We start from the raw sequence: 17,517 nt of genomic DNA on the forward strand, positions 1-17,517 counted from the left end.
GCCAGGCCGTCCGCCTCGGCGGACCTGAGCCGGCCCACCCTGCGCCGCCGCCGCCGCTCAGCGGTGGTCGAGCGGGCGGCGGCAGGCCGCGCAGCGCCCCAGCCGCCGCCGCAGCGGCAGGCCACAGCCCGGGCACCGCTCCACTTCCCTGACGCGCTCCACGGCCGCGGCGCGGCCGTCGCCGGGCGGCGCCTTGCCCTGCTCCAGCCTGGCCACCCGCGCCTCGAGCGCGGCCAGCCGGCGCGTCAGCGCGGCGGGAGCGGGGGCAGGCGTGGGGGCGGCTGGGCGACGGGGCATCGGCTCGCCGAGCCTAGACCCCGGCCGCCGGGACGCAACTTTCCGCGCGCGTTGAGGGCGCCCGGGGCGCGTGGTATCCCGGCCCTCCATGCCACGCGCGCACCAGCGGAGCGATGAGGCGGCCGACCAGGTGGTGGAGGCCGCCCTGGGCCCGGCCCTGGCGGCCGAGGTCGAGGCCCTGCTGGCGGCGCCGGTGGCCGGCCGGCGCGACGTCCCGCCGGAGCGGCAGGTCTTCGTCAACCGGAACCTGCGCATGGACAAGATCGAGGCCGTCGGCTTCGACATGGACTACACGCTGGCCATCTACCAGCTGCGCGAGCTGGAGGACCTGGCCTTCCGCATGACGGTGGCGCGGCTGGTGGCCCACCACGGCTACCCGGCGGCGCTGTCGGCCGCCCGCTACGACCCGGCCTTCGTCATCCGCGGCCTGGTGGTGGACAAGCAGCACGGCAACCTCTTCAAGATGGACCGCCACAACCACGTGGGGCGCGGCACCCACGGCCGCCGGCCCATCCCCGACGCGGCGCTGCAGCGGCTGTACCGGGAGGAGAAGATCCACCTCTCCTCGCCGCGCTTCGCCTGGATCGACACCCTCTTCGCCCTGCCCGAGGCCTGCCTGTTCGCCGAGGCCATCGAGCTCTTGGAGGCGGGCGGCGGGGCGGTCGACTACGTCCGGCTCTACGACGACATCCGCGAGGCCATCGACACCGTCCACCGCGACGGCAGCCTCAAGGTGGTGGTGCGGGCCGACCTGGCGCGCTACCTGGTCAAGGACCCCGAGCTGGGTGGGGCGCTCCACCGGCTCCGCTCCGGCGGCAAGAAGCTCTTCCTGCTCACCAACTCGCTAACCGACTACACCGACGCGGTGATGCGCCACGTGCTGGACGGGCTGCTGCCCGAGTACCCGAGCTGGCGGAACTACTTCGACGCGGTGGTGACCGGCGCCCAGAAGCCGGGCTTCTTCTCGGAGCACCGCCCGCTGCTGCTGCTGGGCCCGGACGGGCTGCCGGCCGGCGAGGCCAGCGCGCTGGAGCGCGGCCGCACCTACCAGGGCGGCGACCTGTGGCGGCTCGAGGAGCTGCTGGGCATCGGCGGCGACCGCATCCTCTACGTCGGCGATCACATCTACGGCGACATCCTGCGCTCGCGGAAGAGCTCGCTGTGGCGCACCTGCCTGGTGGTGGAGGAGCTGGAGCGGGAGCTGCTGTGGCTGACCGGCCACCGCGAGGCGCTGGCCGAGCTGGCCGCGCTGGAGGCCCTGCGGGTGCGGCTGGAGGACGCCATCGCCTCCCACCGCACCGCCCTCAACCTGGCCGAGCGCCGGCTGGACCGCGAGCCGGCCGGCGACGGCCGCGCCTGGGCGGAGGGCGAGCGGCGGCGCCTCAAGGCCGAGCTCGACACCCTGCGGCGGGCCCTCAAGGTGGCGCAGGCGCGGCTCGAGGAGGTGGCGCAGGCGCTGGAGGCCGGCGTCAACCCGCAGTGGGGGCTCACCTTCAAGGAGGGGAACGAGAACTCCCGCCTGGGCGAGCAGGTGGAGAACTACGCCTGCCTCTACACCAGCCGGGTCTCCAACCTGGCCTACTACTCGCCGGTGGAGCGCTACCGCTCGCCGCGGGCGGCCATGCCGCACGAGCGGGCCACCGTGGTGCTCTCCTCCTGGGGCGAGGAGCACGCCCCGGCCGCGGCCGCGGCGCGACCGTCCAAGGCCAGCAAGGCCAGCCGCTAGGGCCGGTGGGCGGGGCCGGCGCCGCCGTCGGCCTCGCAACTCCCGCTTCCCGTGCGGGCCCGCCGCGGCGACAATGCCGCATGGCCCGCCCCACCTCGCCCACCGCCACCGTCCCGTTCTCCGCCGCGCTGGCGCAGGCCCCGCGCCTGGTGGTCCAGCAGAAGCGCACCATGCTGGAGAACTTCACCGGCCTGGAGGCCCGCGGGCGCTTCGCCGTCTACACCGCCGACGGCGCCTTCACCGCCGGCTTCGCCGAGCACGCCGACGGCGTGGGCGCCTTCATGGGCCGCTTCTTCCTCAAGGCCCGCCGCCCGTTCGTCATGGGGCTCTACCCCGCCGAGCACCCCGACCGGCCGCTGCTGCTGCTCGACCGCCCCTGGACCTGGTGGCTCTCCGAGCTGACGCTGTCCGAGGCCGCCGGGGGCCGGGTGCTGGGCCGGGTGCGGCAGCGCTGGGGCTGGTTCCACAAGCGGATGGACCTGGAGGGGCCCGACGGGCGGGTGCTGGCGCGCTTCATCGGCCCCATCCTGCGCCCCTGGACGCTGCTCCTCCGGGTGGGGCCGGAGAGCAACCCGCGCGAGGTGGGGCGGGTCGAGAAGAAGTGGTCCGGCGCCTTCACCGAGATCTTCACCGACGCCGACAACTTCCTCGTCACCCTGCCGCCCGACGACACCACCCTGCGGGCCCTGGTGCTGGCCGCCGCGGTGCTCATCGACTTCATCTGGTTCGAGCACCACGACTGACCGGGCGCGCCGCGGGTGACCAGCCCGGCCCTGGGCGCGCTTGACGCCCCGCCGGTGCTCCCGTACACCCGGTGACGGCAGGGCGTCCCAGGCTGGTGCCGGGCCCGGTCTTCAAAACCGGTGGATGGTGCTGAGAGGCGCTGTTGGGGGGTTCGATTCCCCTGCCCTGCCGCCAAGGTCGCCGTTCGCGGCGCAGCCCCGCCGGCGCACCTGAACGCCCCCTCCGTGTTGTTCGGGCGCCCGAACAACACAGAAGGGTGCCACGGGGTCCGAGGTCCGCGCGGTGGGCCTGCCGTACCCAACGCCCGGCGCGGCTCCCTCGGCGTCGCTCCCTGGAACTCCCCGCCTTGACCGACTCCATCGTTCAGATTATTCTGAACACACGATGGAGCCCACCTCGAACGACACCGTCCAGCAGTTCGTCGAAGCCTGGGGCGCGATGGGGGCGCTCTGGGGCATCAACCGCTCCGTGGCCCGGGTCCACGCCCTCCTGATGGCCACCGCGGGTCACCTCAGCCTGGAGGAGATCTCCGAGCGGCTCCAGATGTCCAAGGGCAACGCCTCCATGTCGCTGCGCGAGCTGCGCACCTTCGGCGTGGTGCGGCAGGTCGAGGTCCCCGGCGACCGGCGTGACTTCTACGTCACCGAGCCCGACGTCTGGACGATGTTCTTCCGCATCATGAAGGAGCGGAAGCGCCGCGAGTTCGACCCGGCCCTGGACGCCATCCACCAGCTCCTGGAGCAGCCGAGCGCCAAGGGCGAGGTGCTGGGCCGGCTCAAGCAGATGGCCGACCTCCTCACCACGGTCGAGTCCCTGGCGAACCGCTTCCTGAAGGACCCGGCCTCGTCCAAGGCGGCCTTGTCGTTCATGGCGGACCTGCCCTTCAGCACCAAGCGTCGGAAGAAGTAGGTGCTGGCGGTGCCAGGCGAAGGGGCGCGTGGGCGCTGATCGTTCTGAAGTTTCTGAACTATGACAACAGGAGGACACCATGCGTCGCGAGGTCCATGCGGTGACGGGAGCGTTCGGGTACAGCGGCCTGCACCTCTCGAGGCTCCTCCTGGAGCGAGGCGAGGCGGTGTGTTCGCTCACCGGCCATCCTGATCGACCCGACCCGTTCGGTGGCCGCGTCGAGGTGCGACGGTTCCAGTTCGAGGACCCGGCGCGCATGCGAGCGGCGCTGGCCGACGTGAAGGTCCTCTACAACACCTACTGGGTTCGCTTCGCCCACGGGACGACCACCCACGCCCGCGCCGTGGGGCACAGCCGCTCCCTCTTCCAGGCGGCCGCCGAGGCCGGCGTCGAGCGGGTGGTCCACGTCTCCATCACCAACCCGTCGCTCGACTCTCCCCTGCCCTACTTCAAGGGCAAGGCCGAGGTGGAGCAGGCCCTCGCGGCGACCGGCCTGTCCCACGCCATCCTGCGCCCCGCGGTCTTCTTCGGCGGCCGCGACGTCCTCATCAACAACATCGCCTGGCTGCTGCGCCGCCTGCCGGTCTTCGGGATCGCGCCCGGGCGCTACGGCCTCCAGCCGATCCACGTCGAGGACATGGCGCGCCTCTCGGCGGAGCAGGGGGCGAGCAGGACCAACGTCACCCTGGACGCCGTCGGGCCGGAGGCGCTCGGCTTCGACGAGTTGGTTCACCTCGTCCGCCGGGCCGTCGGGTCGAGGGCCCTGGTGACCACCGTGCCGCCCTGGTTCCTGCTCCTGGCCTCCCGCCTCCTCCAGGCCGTGGTGGGCGACGTCGTCCTGACCTCCGACGAGGTGGTGGGCCTCACCTCGAACCTGCTGGTGTCGAGCGGCCCGGCCACCGGCACGACGCGGTTCTCCGACTGGCTCGGCCAGAACGCCGCCGGGCTCGGGGTGGCGTGGGCCTCGGAGCTGGACCGCCACTTCAAGCCGTCCCAGGCCGCCGAAGCCTGACGCTGCAAGGGAGGTTCCGGCCCATGACACGCACCACGAGGGTCTTCATCGAGCTCTTCGCGCCCCCGCTCCTCGGGTCGTCGCCGTTCCTCTTCATGGCGATCATCACGGGCTCCGTTGTCCTGATCCCGGTGGTCCTGCTGGTGGCCTACGTCGCGGCCATCTTGCCGAGCATGATCTTCACCGGGCTGATGGAGCTCGCCTTCTGGAGGGGGCTCGACCCCCGAAGCCCGTGGGCGAGCTACCTGGCCGCCTTCCTCGGCCTCTCAGCCGGGGTTGCCATGGGCCTCGTGGCCGGCGGGCCGTCGGCGGCGGAGCACGCGAGTGTGCTGGGCCTGATCGGGATGCTCGTCGGCGCGGCCACGGGGCTCATCGTCTGGTGGAAGTCCGCCCAGCCGGCTGTCGAGGCCAGTCCTCCCCCTTCGCCCTCGACGCCGTGAGGAGCCTCCGCAGCGTGAGCTGCCTCAGCTTCACCGGGTCCTTCTCAACCTCCACCGCCTCCAGCACCTCCGGCGGCAGCCGCCGCAGGAGCGTCAGGTACTGGCACACGCTGGCCCTGGTGACGCCGTAGGCCCTGGCCACCCCGGCAGCCGTCCCGCGCTGCTCCAGGGCCGCCTGGAGGCTCCTGGGCGCTCAGGACTCCCGTTCCAGCGCCACTTGCAGGGCCCGGAGGAGCTCAACGGCTCCCTGGCGGTCCCCACCAGCCATCGCCGTGGTCAACTGACCCAGGAGACGCAGGGCATCAGCGGGGATCGCCTGGGGCGGTGATGCCGTCATCGAAGGGGATCGACCGGGAAGAGCCGCCACGACCGGGCTTCCCCCGCCATCCGGCTGCTCTTTCGATTCCCCTGCCCTGCCGCCAAGGTCGCCGTTCGCGGCGCGGTTCCGCCGGCGCACCTGAACGACCCCTCCGTGTTGTTCGGGCGCCCGAACAACACAGAAGGGTGCCTCGGGGTCCGAGGTCCGCGCGGTGGGCGCGTGGAACCCGACGTCTGGCACGGTTCCCGTGGAGGAGCGACGGCTGGCGACCAAGACCAGGGGTGCTACCTTCCCATATATGGAAGCCTTCTTGCGCCGCGCCGGGGAGGTACTGGACCAGCTCGGCGGCATCAGCATCGAGTCGCTCACGCGACGCGGGGACGAATTGGACCTCGTGGTTCGAGTCGTGGAAGCCGATGCCCGGTCGCAAACATGGAGCCTCTCTCTCGGCTCAGTGAGGGAGCACCGCATCGAACTCGGATGGTGCGATGAGCTGGCTCTTGGCGACGACCACCCGCTGCTGTGGACGCACGTCGATGCGCAGGCCAGCCTGTACTTTTCGAAGCCAGCTCCCAACCCCACGGCCGCGGCCGGCAGGATCTGGGACCGGCATCAGCGGGAGACCGGTGGCTGGGTGCCTTCCCATCGCTTCCTGAACTCGGAGGTTCCTCTCGTCGCGCTCCTCGGTTGGGGGGCCGGCCTCCTCGCCACCGGACCCCTCCGCCTCCTCAGCGCCTACGGGGAAGAGTTGGATGCGCTGGGTATCTCCTGGAGCCTGGCTGGGCAGCGGCCGCCGATGTACTGGAAGCCGGCCTCCGAAGCGTTCATGGCAGGCGGAGCGTGGCTCATCGAGGATCAGCGGCTCCTGCTTCTCACGCTAGGCCAGTCCTACCTGGTAGCGGCCAGGTTCAGCGCCACCGAGCGATGAACGAATCGGACAGTGCGACCAGTATCTGGATACCCGCCTCCTCGGTAGTGGCGGCCAGGGCGGCCTGCTCGACCCCGCCACCCGGCCTCTCCAGGTAGAGGCGAACCACGCCCGACGCGGGTCCTCCCGGCCGGTGTCGTCCCCGCCGACGGGGCGCCGGCTCCGCGCCACACCGCTCCCACCCGCCGCTTTCGCGACCCCGGGCCCGCGCCGACCGGGCGCCTGCCTCGGTGGCGGTGCGCCCCGCTCAGCGGAGCGGCGCGAAGATGAAGGGGTACTCCACCGCGACGCCCTCCTTCGGCCGGAACGGCGTCCGCCAGGCTGCGACCTGCGACCGGACGCAGTCCGCCACGCTGGCCCCCGCGAGCTGGTCCTCGACGATTTCGACCTCCTCCAGCCGCCCGTCCGGCCGGATGGTGAAGCGCAGCACCACCCTCCCGGCCATGGCGGGGGCCTTCCTCAGCTCCGCCTCGTAGCAGGACCGGACCGGGCCCAGCCTGCTCCGGGCCCACCCTGCAGTGACTCCACCTCTGGCGCACCGCCTTCACCCCTCGTGCTACCCTTGGAGCCGATGACGCCGCTCGCACCCGCGGAGAAGCCGTCGTTCGTTCGAGCCACCGGGCAGGGCTGGAAGCTGACGCTGGCCTGGGTGCTCTTCGCCGCCACGGCGGTCGCCGTCCTGCTGGATTGGCTGGCCCCCCGGGACGTCGCGCTCACGGCGAGCCTGGTGTCGGCCATCGTCGGGACCCTCAGCTGCGTGGCGTTCTGGTCCATTCGCTGCCCGAGCTGCCGCCGCTCGGTCGGCTTCTGGACGTTCAAGCAGCCACTTCGGACCTCTGGACCGGAGGCGCTGGCGTCGCTGCGGTCCTGCCCGTACTGCCAACACCACGGCCATGAGGGTGGCGCCCCGGTCACCCCCGTGCCGGCCAGCGCCCCGACAGGACTCGGCAGCCCAGCCCTCCCCGCCAGCCGGTGGGTGGTGCTGCTCCTCCTGCTCGGCTGCATCGGGTGCGACCAGGCCACCAAGCGGCTGGCGCTGGCGCTGCTCCCCGAGGGGAGGCGGATCACCCTCCTCGGCGACGTGATCCGCCTGGAGCACGCCCGGAACGCGGGCGGGTTCCTCGGCGCCGGGGCCGGGCTCGGCGAGGGGACCCGGGGCGCCATCTTCCTCTGGGGGGTTGCGCTGGTGACGCTGGTTGCCGCGGGCGCGGCCTTCTCGAGGCGACTCCCGGCCCGCCAGGCGCTGGGGTGGGCGCTGGTCGCCGGTGGGGGGATCGGGAACCTGATCGACCGGGCCATGACGGGCGGGTGGGTGGTCGACTTCATGAACGTGGGGATCGGCCCGGTGCGCACGGGGATCTTCAACGTCGCCGACGTCGCCATCATGGCGGGCATCGGCCTGCTCCTGGTGCCGGGGACCCGCACGCACCAGCCCGCGCCCGCGCCTCCAGGACCTCCGGCCCCCGGGCCCTGAACGGCCGGATCTCGCCGGGCCCCCGCGCGCCTCCCGTCGACAGGTGGCGCGCCCCCGGGCAGGTCCTCCTGCCGAGTCCGCCATCCTCCAGGTCATGAGGGCGGAGGCGCCCGGCCCTGCCTCCGCTCAGAAGTGGTACAGGGCCGCCACGCTGCCGGTGAAGACGCTCCAGGGCTCGCTGCCGCGCTGGGTGCTGAGCCCCCACTGGCGCGTCGAGCGCTCGATGGGGCCCACCTTCGACCTGACGCTGTCGTAGGTGATGGCCGCGCCCATGCTGGCCTCGATGGCCAGCTGCGGGAGCCCCACGAAGCCGAAGTAGACCTCGAACCCGGCCCGGGCGCCGACCCGCAGCGACCAGCCGCTGTACTCGGTCGCGTCGCCGCCTGCGCTGGCCGCGGGGAGGACCTGCCCGGCGTAGATCAGGTCGATCTCCGGCACCACCTCGAAGGTGGCGTGCTTGTGGTGGGTCAGGGCCAGCGGCAGCCCGGCGTGCAGGCCGAACCCGGTGGCCGACGGGCCGTCGCGGGTCGTGAGGGTGCCGGTCTGCGGCTGGGTGATCGAGCTGCGGTTGAAGACCAGCCCGACGCCCAGGTCGTAGCCCCAGTTGCGGAAGCCCCAGCGCGGCTCCCTGAGCCAGTGGCGCAGCCCCAGGGTGTAGACGGTCAGCGGCAGCGCCGCGGCGCCCCCGGTGTTGGGGAACTCGAAGGGCTTGGTGTTGAACACCACCAGCGCCCAGGTGCCCATGGCCCGCTCACCGTCGCCCTCCTCGGCGGCCTGCGCCGCCGGGCTGGCCCTCGGCGCCGGCGCGGGCGGCGCGGCGCCGCCCCGCTGCTGGGCCGCGGCCGGGGCGGCGGCGGCCAGCGTCAGCGCGGCGGCGAGGAGACGGGCTCGGGGCGACGGGCACATGGTGGACCTCTCTCGATGGTGTGCACCGATTGTGGTGGCTGGCGCGTCCGGCCACAACGCTGCGAAGGGGGCGCCGCACATCGGCGCCGCTGCACCTACAGTGGATCTGGATGTGCGCGGGCGGACACAGACCCAACGTGGACAGGCCCCGCCGGGTAGCCGGCGGCCCGCCCCGTCGATACCTTCTTCGGACCGTGCCACCACACCTCCGCAGCGGACCGGGGCCTGCCAGGCGCCCTGCCCGGCTCGCGCCGCTGGCGCTGGCTGCCGGGCTGGCGCTGGCCACCGGCCTGGCCGCCTGCGGCGCGGCCGAGCCGCCGGCGCCCCCCACCACCTGCCCGCTCCCGGCGGCCGTGGCCGCCCCCACCTTCACCGGCCACGTCCTGCCCGCCCTGCGGTCCAGCTGCGGGGCCGGCAACGACGCCCTCTCCTGCCACGGCGACCCGTCGCCGGCCGGCCACGTCTCCTTCGCGGTGCGGCTCTCGGCCCACCAGGTCTGGAGCCAGCTGGTGGGCGTCGAGCCCGCCAACGCGCCCACCGGCGCCGGCTGGAAGCGGGTGGCGGCCTTCGACCCGGCCCACTCCTGGCTCCTGGAGAAGGTCACCCAGGACGACCCGGGCGGCGCGGGGCAGGCCGCCGGCAACCGCATGCCCTACGGCCTGCCCAACCTCTGCGCCCCCACGGTGCAGACCTTCCGCGCCTGGATCTCCCAGGGCGCCCTCGAAGACTGACTCGCCCGACGACGCGGAGGCGCGCGATGGCCAACCTCGATCCCATCACCAGCTGGACCCCGGCCGACGCCGCCCACCTGGGCCGCCGGGCCGGCTTCGGCCTCTCGCCCGAGGCCGCGGCGGCGCTGGCCGCCTCCCCGCCTGGCGCCGCCATCGACGCCTGGATCGACGGCCTCGGCGCCGACCACGGCGCCTTCACCGCCGCGCTGGCGCACGCCGACCCGGTGGACGAGCCGGCGCGCGGCTCCGCGCCCAACCAGGCGCCCGCCGTGCCCGGCCCCCACCCCTACCTGGTGGAGGGGGCCCAGGCCTGGCGCAACGACCTCTCGCGCGCCCAGGCCTACCTGGCCTTCCGCATGCAGCACGGCCCCTACCCGTTCCAGGAGCGGCTGGCGCTCTTCTGGCACAACCTGTTCGCCACCGGCTGGCAGAAGGTGGACAGCGTCGCCCTCATGCTGCAGCAGCAGCAGACGCTGCGGGAGCTCGGCCTGGCGCCCTTCGCCGACCTGCACGCGGCCATGTCGAGGGACCCGGCCATGGCCATCTGGCTCGACTCGGTGCTCAACCGGGCCGACGGCGCCAACGTGCCCAACGAGAACTACGCCCGCGAGGCCATGGAGCTCTACTCGCTGGGCGCCGACAACGGCTACAACCAGCAGGACATCACCGAGCTGGCCCGGGCGCTGTCCGGCTGGAGCTTCACGGTGGCCGCCGGCGACCGGATCCCCGACCCCACCTCGCCCGGGCGCTGGGTGGCGGGGCGCGGCACCTTCCGCGTCTACGACGGCGGCGCCAACCCGGAGGGCGAGTACCTGTGGAACGCCCTGGGGGCCGAGGCGCCGCCCGCCCGCCTGCCGGACCGCCACGGCGGCGGCCCGGTCACCTTCCTCGGGCAGGTCTTCGCCGACATCGACGCGGCGTCCGGCCCCGGCCTGGCCAAGGGCGAGGACGTGCTCCGCTCCATCGTGGTGTCGCGGGCCGCCCAGGCCTCGCAGTTCCTGGCCCGCCGGCTGGTGCTGCACTTCGTCAGCGGGGCCGCCAGCCAGGCCGACCTCGACCAGGTGGCCGAGCTGGTCCGGACCACCCCCGGCTTCGACCTGCGCCAGGTCCTGAAGGTGCTGCTCAAGAGCCAGTGGTTCTTCGAGCCGGCCAACCGCTTCGCCCTGGTGGAGGGGCCGGTCTCCTGGACGGTGCGGGCGGCTCGAGCCCTGGGCCTCGACCTGGCCGCCGCCGACGCCGCCGGGGCGGCCCAGAACCGCTTCGCCGCTTGGGCCCAGGTCGTGGAGACCTTCGACCTGGCCGGGATGCGGCTGCTCGACCCGGCCGGCCCGAACGGCTGGCACGAGGATCGCGCCTGGCTCAACTCCAACACCGTGCGCTACCGCACCAAGCTGGCGGCGGCGCTGGCGCTGGGCGAGACCTTCACGCAGGGCGGCGCGGCGCGGGCCCTCTTCCCCTCCGAGGTGGCGCGCTGGTTCCCCACCGCCCCGGCCAGCCCGCAGGAGGTGCTCGACCGCCTGGTGGCGCTGCTCCAGCCGGCCCCCATCCCGGCGGCGGTGCAGGCCGGCTGGCTGGGCAGCCTCTGGCCCGCGGCCTTCACCTGGGACGCCGCCTCCCAGGACCAGGCGCGCCAGCTGGCCTTCCTGATCCTCTGCGCCCCCTCCAGCCAGCTCTCCTAGGAGCCGCCATGCGCCTGACCCGCCGCCGTTTCCTCCAGGGGCTGACCGCGGCCGGCGCGGCCGCCTGGGGCCTGCCCGGCTGTGCCCCCGCCACCCGCGCCCTCGAGCCCGCCTCGCCCCGTCCCACCAGGCCCATCCTGGTGGTGATCAACATCGACGGCGGCAACGACTGGCTCAACATGCTGCCGCCCACCGCCGGGCAGAACCGCTCGGTCTACGAGCAGCGGCGCCCCACCCTGCGGGTGCTGCCGGCTGGCCTGGTGGAGATCGGCGCCGGCGCGGGGCTCAACACCGACTTCTCCGGCATGAGCCTGCTCTCCGACCGCGGGCGGGTGGCCTGGATCCCGGGCATCGGCATGAACAACCCCAACCTCTCCCACTTCGTCTCCACCGATCTGTGGGGCCAGGGCTCGGCGCAGCCGGGCGGGACCGGCTGGCTGGGGCGCTACGCCGACGCCGCCTTCGCCCCGGCCGGCGACGTGCTGCGGGGCATCACCGTGACCAACGACCTGCCGGTGATGCTGCGCGGCCAGGGGCGCAGCTTCGTCTCCATCACCAGCCCGAGCGGCTTCGTCTTCCCCTCCTCGCTGCGCGGCGGCCTGCTCGGCGCCCCCTGGGACGCCGGCCTGCTGGAGGCCGGCTACGACGCCGCGGTGAGCGACCCGGGCGCCGGGGGCCCGCCCGGCCTGGCCTACGCCGCCCAGGTGGGCAAGGCCTTCCTCTCGGCCACCCAGGGCTTCGGCACCGACGGCACCCTGCCGCCGCGCACCCCGGCCGTGCCCTACCCCGGCGACGCCAGCTACCCGGTGCGGCGGCTCGACGGCGGCGCCCTCTCCGGCGGCCTGGCGCGCCAGCTCAAGCTGGTGGCCCGCATGCTGGCCGGCGGCCTCGACGCGCAGGTCTTCTTCACCCGGGTGGGCGGCTTCGACACCCACGCCAACCAGCAGGTCGAGCACGCCAACCTGATGCGGGCGCTGGGCGGGTCCATCTCGGCCTTCTACGAGGACCTGGCCGACGTGCAGACCGAGAGCGGCAACGCCCAGGACCGGACCATGATCCTGGCCTGGAGCGAGTTCGGGCGGCGGGTGCAGCAGAACCAGAACGGGACCGACCACGGCACCGCCGGGCTGGCCTTCTGCGTGGGGCGCGGCGTCACCGGGGGCTTCTACGGCGCCTACCCGGACCTCGGCGACCTGGACGGCAACGGCAACCTGCGCTTCACGGTGGACTTCCGCAGCCTCTACGCCACGGTGCTGGAGCGCTGGCTCGGCCTGCCGGCCCCCGCCACCGACGCCCTGCTGCTGCAGGGGGCCGCGCTGCCGGCCTACCCGCGGCTCGGGTTCGTCTAGGGCCGTCCCGTGTCGACGCCCGGGCCCGTGGCCGGCCGGCCCGCGGCGGCGACGGCCTCGTCGAGCAGCGCCTGGCTGGTGACCACCCCGACGCCGGCGCGCCGGTAGCGCGCCAGCACCCGGGCCATGCCGTGGCGCGAGCGCACCGCGTCCACCACCACGCTGACCCGGTAGCCGCGATTGAGCGCGCCCAGCGCCGTGTAGTGGACGCAGTAGGCGGCGTCCACGCCCACCAGGAAGACGTGGTCCACCTGCCGGTCCACCAGCAGCCGCTCCAGCCCGGCGCTGGAGAAGGCGTCGGTGCGGTTCTTCTCGAAGTCGTGGTCGTTGATGAGCGCGACGCGCCGGTCGACGATGACCCGCCCGGCGCGGCGGCCGCCGTGCAGCCGGACCACCAGGTCGCTGCCGAAGACCTGCCGGACGTAGGCCACCTCGTCGCCGGCCGCGGCGAAGGCCGCGATGAGGCGGTTGACGGTGCCGAAGTACCCGCCGCCGGGCGCCTGGGTGACCGGCTGGCGGCGCGCCGTCCCGACGTACCCCTCCTGCAGGTCGAGCACCAGCAGCGCCCGGCGCGGCGCGGCGTAGCGCGCGATGCGTCGCCCGCGGGTGGCCGTGAACATGCTGCGCCAGACCCACCCCCCCACCAGGGCGAGCGGGGTGGCCACGGCGGCGATCAGCAGGGCGACGGTCTGGGTGGACATGAGGGAGGGGCCGCACCCCGCGCGCCGCGCGGCTGGCGCGGACCCGCGGAGGGCGGCCCCTGGGTCTCGCCGGGCTGGCGCCCGGCTACTCGATCTTGAAGCCGATGCGGACGGTCACCTGGAACTCGAGCACCTTGCCGTCCTTGATGGCGCCGCGCTGCTCGACCACCTCGAACCAGCTCATGTGGCGGACCGACTTGCCGGCCTCGGCCACCGCGGCCTTGACGGCCTCGGCGAAGCTGGACTTGGACGTTCCGACGACCTCGATCTTCTTGTAGACGGCCATGGTGTGTGGAGGCTCCCTCGGGCCGCGCCCGGACCGCGCGCTCGCTCCCGGCTGGAATGTGGGGTGACCCACAGTCTCTATCGCGTCCAGGCCCCCCGCGGCTCGCCCCTTCCGGGGTGGGCCGGTCGCGGCCGGCCGGTCCCGGCCCGGCTAGCCCGGCGAGGTGCCGGCCAGGTAGGTGTAGCCGCGCATCACCTCGTCGTAGAAGTCGGAGAGGTAGACCCCGTCCTTGGGGCGCAGCGCCCCGTCCTTCATGCGCTGGTCGAGGGCGCTCTTGACCCGCCGGCACAGGTCGGAGGGCTCGTACTGCACCCGCGACAGCACCTGCTGGACGGTGTCCCCGGGGATGTACTCCTCGATGTAGAAGTCCTCCGGGTCCTCGTCGTCGGCGAAGACGTGGATCTCGTTCACCCGGCCGAAGAGGTTGTGCATGTCGGCCAGGATGTCCTGGTAGGCGCCGGTCAGGAACATGCCCAGGTAGTAGGGCTCGCCGGGCCGCAGCGCGTGCAGGGAGAGCGTCTCGTCGACCCCGTCGCCCTCGATGAAGCGGTCGATCTTGCCGTCCGAGTCGCAGGTCACGTCCACGATGGTGCAGTCCTTGGTGGGCGCCTCGGCCATGCGGTGCAGCGGCACGATGGGGAAGAGCTGGTCGAAGGCCCAGTGGTCGGGGGCGCTCTGGAAGAGCGAGAAGTTGGCCAGGTACTGATCGGCGATCTTGTCGCCCAGGTCCTTGGTCTCGCGGGGCAGCCGCTTCTTGCCGCGGTTCAGGTCGGCGATGCCGCGGGCCAGCTTCCAGAAGAGGCTCTCCACCACGGCGCGCTCCTCCAGGCCGAGCGAGCCCAGCTTGAACATCTGCAGGGCCTCCTCCTTCTTGGCGGCGGCGTCGTGGTAGGCCTCGGCGCGGTTGCGCGGCGTCATGGAGGCCACGATCTCGCGCATCTCGCGGACCACCGAGGGCTCGTTGGGCTGCGGCACCGAGGCCGCCGCGATCTCCTCGGCCGAGCCGATCTCGATGTGGCCGAAGACGTTCATGATGATGCAGGAGTGGTGCGCCGCCACCGCCCGGCCCGACTCCGAGACGATGTGCGGCTCGGGCACGCCCTCGCTGGTGCAGACCCGCTGCAGGCTGTAGACGACGTCCTCGACGTACTCCTCCAGGGAGTAGTTGAGCGAGGAGGCGTAGCCGCTGGAGCGGGTGCCCACGTAGTCCACCCCCAGGCCGCCGCCCACGTCGAAGTACTCGATGGGCAGCCCCATCTTGCGCAGCTTGGCGTACACCCGGGCGCCCTCGTTGACGGCGTCCTTGATGACCCGGATCTCGGTGAGCTGGCTGCCGGCGTGGAAGTGCAGCAGCTTGGCGCAGTGCTCCTTGCCCTGCGCCTTGAGCAGCTTCACCGCGTGGATCAGCTCCGGGATGGTCAGCCCGAACTTGGCGAAGTCGCCGGAGGAGCCCTCCCACTTCCCGGTGCCGCGGGTGGTCAGCTTGGAGCGCAGGCCGATCATGGGCTCGACCTGCATCTCGTCGGCCAGCCGGAGCAGCATGGGCAGCTCGGAGAGCTTCTCGATGACCACGATCACCTTGCGCCCCAGCTTGCGCCCCAGCAGCGCCAGGCGCAGGAACTCCTCGTCCTTGTAGCCGTTGCAGATGGTGAGGGCCTCGGGGTCGGTGTTCATGCCCAGCACCAGCAGCAGCTCACCCTTGGAGCCGGCCTCCAGCCCGTAGTGGTAGGGGGCCCCGGCGTCGACGATCTCGTCGACCACCTCGCGCATCTGGTTGACCTTGACCGGGTAGACGCCGAAGTAGCGCCCGCCGTAGTCGTTGTCGGCGATGGCCTTCTTGAACCCCTCGTTGATCTGCTTGACCCGGGCGCGCAGCACGTCCTGGAAGCGCACCACGCAGGGGAAGCCGATCTTCCGCTCGATCAGGTCCTCCACCACGTCCATCATGTCGATGACCGGGCCGGGCTGGCCGTGGGGGTGGACCACCACGTGCCCCTTGTCGTTCACCGAGAAGTACCCGGCCCCCCACCCGGCGATGTTGTAGTACTGCGTGGCGCGCTCGATGGACCAGTCGGACGGGGCCATGGCCGTGGTGGCGTCGCTGCGGGGCTCGGGCATGATCATCGGTGCCCCGGTCATTACAGGAGAGCGGTCCAAAAATGAAGCCCGCCGCCGCCCCATCCGTCGAGCGCCCCGGCCGCCTGGCCTCCCTGCGCTCCACCTTCCGCGAGGTGCCCGGCACGCTGCGGCTGGTCTGGGCGGCCGACCGGGCCGGGGCCCTGCAGCTCCTGGCCCTGACCGCCGGGCTGGCCCTGCTGCCCGCCGCGGTGGCCTGGGTGGGCAAGCTCATCGTGGACGGCGTGGTGGCCTCGGCCGGCGGCGCGGCGGCGGCCCGGGAGCGGGTGCTGGCCCTGGTGGGGCTGGAGCTGGCGCTCATGGCCGCCCAGCTCCTGCTGCTGCGCCTGGCCGGCCTGCGGCGCGACCTGCTGCGCGCCAGCCTGGGCAACCTGCTCAACGAGCGCATCCTGGAGAAGGCGCTCACCCTGGAGCTGCGCCACTTCGAGGACAGCGAGACCTACGACAAGATGCAGAACGCCCGGCGGGAGGCCGCCTCCCGGCCGCTCTCGCTGGCGCTCCAGCTGGTGGCCATCGGGCAGAACACGGTCACCCTGGCCGCCCTGTCGGGCCTGCTGTGGCGCCTCTCCCCGGCCTCGGTGGCAGTGGTGGTGGCGGCCTCCATCCCGGCCTTCCTGGCCGAGGCGCGCCTGGCCGGCGAGGCCTTCAAGCTCTACTCCTGGCGGGCCCCCGAGGGGCGCCGGCTCAACTACCTCGAGTGGATCCTGACGCGCGACGTGCACGTCAAGGAGGTCAAGCTCTTCGGGCTCGGGCCGCTGGTGCTGGCCCGCTACCGCGCCCTCTTCCAGAAGTTCTTCGCCGAGGACCGCCGCCTGGCGCTGCGCCGCTTCGCCGCCGGCACCGGCTTCGGCCTGCTCTCCCTGCTGGCCTTCTACGCCATGTACGCGCTCATGGCCGGGCGGGCCGCCGCCGCCGCCATCAGCCTGGGCGACCTGACGCTCTACATCGTGGTCTTCCGCCAGGGCCAGGGGGCCATCCAGGCGGTGCTGGCGGCGGTGGGCGGCATGTACGAGGACGCCCTCTTCATGCAGAACCTCTTCGCCTTCCTGGCCATCCCGGCCGGCGGCGAGCGCCCGCGCCGCACCCCGGCGGCCACCCTGCCCCGCGGCCCACCGCTCCCCCTCGAGCTCGACCACGTCTCCTTCCGCTACCCGGGGCGCGAGGCCTGGGTGCTGCGCGACGTCTCGCTCACCCTGGCGCCCGGCCAGACCCTCGGGCTGGTCGGGGAGAACGGCGCCGGCAAGTCCACCATCGTGAAGCTGCTGCTGCGGCTGCACGAGCCCACCGAGGGGGCCATCCGCTGGGGCGGCGTCGACCTGCGCGACCTGGAGCCGGCCGACCTGCGCTCCCGCATCGGCGCCGTCTTCCAGGACTACGTCCGCTACCAGTTCACGGCCGCCGAGAACATCGGCCTGGGCGAGCCCTCCCGCCTCGACGACCGGGCCCTGGTGGAGGCCGCGGCGGCCCGGGGCGGCGCCGCCGAGGTGGTGGCCGGGCTGCCGCAGGGCTACGACACGGTGCTGGGCGGCTGGTTCGAGCGGGGCCACGAGCTGTCGGCCGGGCAGTGGCAGAAGCTGGCCGTGGCGCGCGCCTTCATGCGCGAGGACGCGCAGCTGCTCATCCTGGACGAGCCCACCGCCTCGGTGGACGCCGAGGCCGAGCACGAGCTGTTCGAGCGCTTCCGCCAGCTCTCGGCGGGGCGGACCGCGCTGGTGATCTCGCACCGCTTCTCCACGGTGCGGCTGGCCGACCAGATCGCGGTGCTGCACGGCGGGCGGCTGGTGGAGCTGGGGAGCCACCGCGAGCTGGTGGCCCAGGACGGCCGCTACGCCCACCTCTTCCGGCTGCAGGCCCGCGGCTACCTCGACTAGGACCCCACC

At 73.2% G+C, this 17,517-nt stretch carries 17 protein-coding genes and 1 tRNA gene; 12 read left to right on the forward strand and 6 right to left on the reverse strand.

Annotation, left to right across the window (positions count from 1 at the left end):
- Positions 1-57: 57 nt before the first annotated feature.
- Positions 58-297, reverse strand: coding sequence for a hypothetical protein (locus tag IPO09_08500; protein ID MBK9517377.1), 240 nt, complete (start codon positions 295-297; stop codon positions 58-60).
- Between the two features lie 88 nt (positions 298-385).
- Here IPO09_08500 and IPO09_08505 point away from each other — a divergent pair, with 88 nt between their 5' ends.
- From IPO09_08505 to IPO09_08535, 7 genes are all read left to right on the forward strand, one after another.
- A complete protein-coding gene (locus tag IPO09_08505; protein MBK9517378.1) occupies positions 386-2,023 on the forward strand; it encodes an HAD-IG family 5'-nucleotidase in 1,638 nt (545 codons plus the stop codon).
- Between the two features lie 80 nt (positions 2,024-2,103).
- On the forward strand, positions 2,104-2,766 hold the full coding sequence (locus tag IPO09_08510) for a hypothetical protein (GenBank protein MBK9517379.1): 663 nt from the start codon (positions 2,104-2,106) through the stop codon (positions 2,764-2,766).
- Positions 2,767-2,842: 76 nt separating this feature from the next.
- Positions 2,843-2,941, forward strand: a tRNA-Sec gene (locus IPO09_08515).
- Between the two features lie 210 nt (positions 2,942-3,151).
- Complete coding sequence (locus IPO09_08520; protein MBK9517380.1) at positions 3,152-3,676, forward strand: transcriptional regulator; 525 nt, start codon at positions 3,152-3,154, stop codon at positions 3,674-3,676.
- Positions 3,677-3,755: 79 nt separating this feature from the next.
- Positions 3,756-4,688, forward strand: a complete 933-nt coding sequence (locus IPO09_08525; GenBank protein MBK9517381.1) for an NAD(P)H-binding protein — start codon at positions 3,756-3,758, stop codon at positions 4,686-4,688.
- A 23-nt stretch (positions 4,689-4,711) separates the two neighbouring features.
- Complete coding sequence (locus IPO09_08530; GenBank protein MBK9517382.1) at positions 4,712-5,128, forward strand: hypothetical protein; 417 nt, start codon at positions 4,712-4,714, stop codon at positions 5,126-5,128.
- Between the two features lie 617 nt (positions 5,129-5,745).
- Positions 5,746-6,375, forward strand: coding sequence for a hypothetical protein (locus IPO09_08535; GenBank protein MBK9517383.1), 630 nt, complete (start codon positions 5,746-5,748; stop codon positions 6,373-6,375).
- A 247-nt stretch (positions 6,376-6,622) separates the two neighbouring features.
- Here the strand turns inward: IPO09_08535 and IPO09_08540 are convergent, their stop codons facing one another.
- On the reverse strand, positions 6,623-6,871 hold the full coding sequence (locus IPO09_08540; protein MBK9517384.1) for an AgmX/PglI C-terminal domain-containing protein: 249 nt from the start codon (positions 6,869-6,871) through the stop codon (positions 6,623-6,625).
- Between the two features lie 75 nt (positions 6,872-6,946).
- Here IPO09_08540 and IPO09_08545 point away from each other — a divergent pair, with 75 nt between their 5' ends.
- Positions 6,947-7,849 carry a signal peptidase II gene (locus IPO09_08545; GenBank protein MBK9517385.1) on the forward strand — a complete coding sequence of 301 codons (903 nt, stop codon included), beginning with the start codon at positions 6,947-6,949 and terminating at the stop codon, positions 7,847-7,849.
- 126 nt (positions 7,850-7,975) lie between these two features.
- Here IPO09_08545 and IPO09_08550 read toward each other — a convergent pair whose 3' ends face one another.
- Positions 7,976-8,755: a hypothetical protein gene (locus IPO09_08550; GenBank protein ID MBK9517386.1), complete on the reverse strand. Its 780-nt coding sequence runs from the start codon at positions 8,753-8,755 to the stop codon at positions 7,976-7,978.
- A 194-nt stretch (positions 8,756-8,949) separates the two neighbouring features.
- Between IPO09_08550 and IPO09_08555 the strand changes: the two genes are divergently transcribed.
- From IPO09_08555 to IPO09_08565, 3 genes are read left to right on the forward strand one after another with little or no spacing between them, the layout of a single operon-like run.
- Positions 8,950-9,486, forward strand: a complete 537-nt coding sequence (locus tag IPO09_08555) for a hypothetical protein (GenBank protein MBK9517387.1) — start codon at positions 8,950-8,952, stop codon at positions 9,484-9,486.
- 26 nt (positions 9,487-9,512) lie between these two features.
- Positions 9,513-11,165: a DUF1800 family protein gene (locus IPO09_08560; protein MBK9517388.1), complete on the forward strand. Its 1,653-nt coding sequence runs from the start codon at positions 9,513-9,515 to the stop codon at positions 11,163-11,165.
- A gap of 8 nt (positions 11,166-11,173) precedes the next feature.
- Entirely contained in the window at positions 11,174-12,514 is a 1,341-nt protein-coding gene (locus IPO09_08565) for a DUF1501 domain-containing protein (GenBank protein MBK9517389.1), read from the forward strand.
- On the opposite strand, the gene IPO09_08570 is transcribed toward IPO09_08565, so the two are convergent.
- The 3 genes from IPO09_08570 to speA all read right to left on the reverse strand — a co-directional run bounded on the left by IPO09_08570 (position 12,511) and on the right by speA (position 15,625).
- Entirely contained in the window at positions 12,511-13,215 is a 705-nt protein-coding gene (locus IPO09_08570; protein ID MBK9517390.1) for a cysteine hydrolase, read from the reverse strand. The genes IPO09_08565 and IPO09_08570 overlap by 4 nt on opposite strands.
- Positions 13,216-13,300: 85 nt before the next feature.
- Positions 13,301-13,501, reverse strand: a complete 201-nt coding sequence (locus IPO09_08575) for a dodecin domain-containing protein (protein ID MBK9517391.1) — start codon at positions 13,499-13,501, stop codon at positions 13,301-13,303.
- A gap of 150 nt (positions 13,502-13,651) precedes the next feature.
- Positions 13,652-15,625 (reverse strand): biosynthetic arginine decarboxylase, encoded by a 1,974-nt coding sequence (speA, locus tag IPO09_08580; GenBank protein MBK9517392.1) that lies wholly within the window; start codon positions 15,623-15,625, stop codon positions 13,652-13,654.
- A gap of 35 nt (positions 15,626-15,660) precedes the next feature.
- On the opposite strand from speA, the gene IPO09_08585 reads away from it, so the two are divergent.
- Positions 15,661-17,508: an ABC transporter ATP-binding protein gene (locus IPO09_08585; GenBank protein ID MBK9517393.1), complete on the forward strand. Its 1,848-nt coding sequence runs from the start codon at positions 15,661-15,663 to the stop codon at positions 17,506-17,508.
- Positions 17,509-17,517 lie beyond the last annotated feature (9 nt).

Origin of the sequence: Anaeromyxobacter sp., assembly GCA_016718565.1 — a bacterium.
Taxonomy (GTDB): Bacteria; Myxococcota; Myxococcia; order Myxococcales; family Anaeromyxobacteraceae; genus JADKCZ01.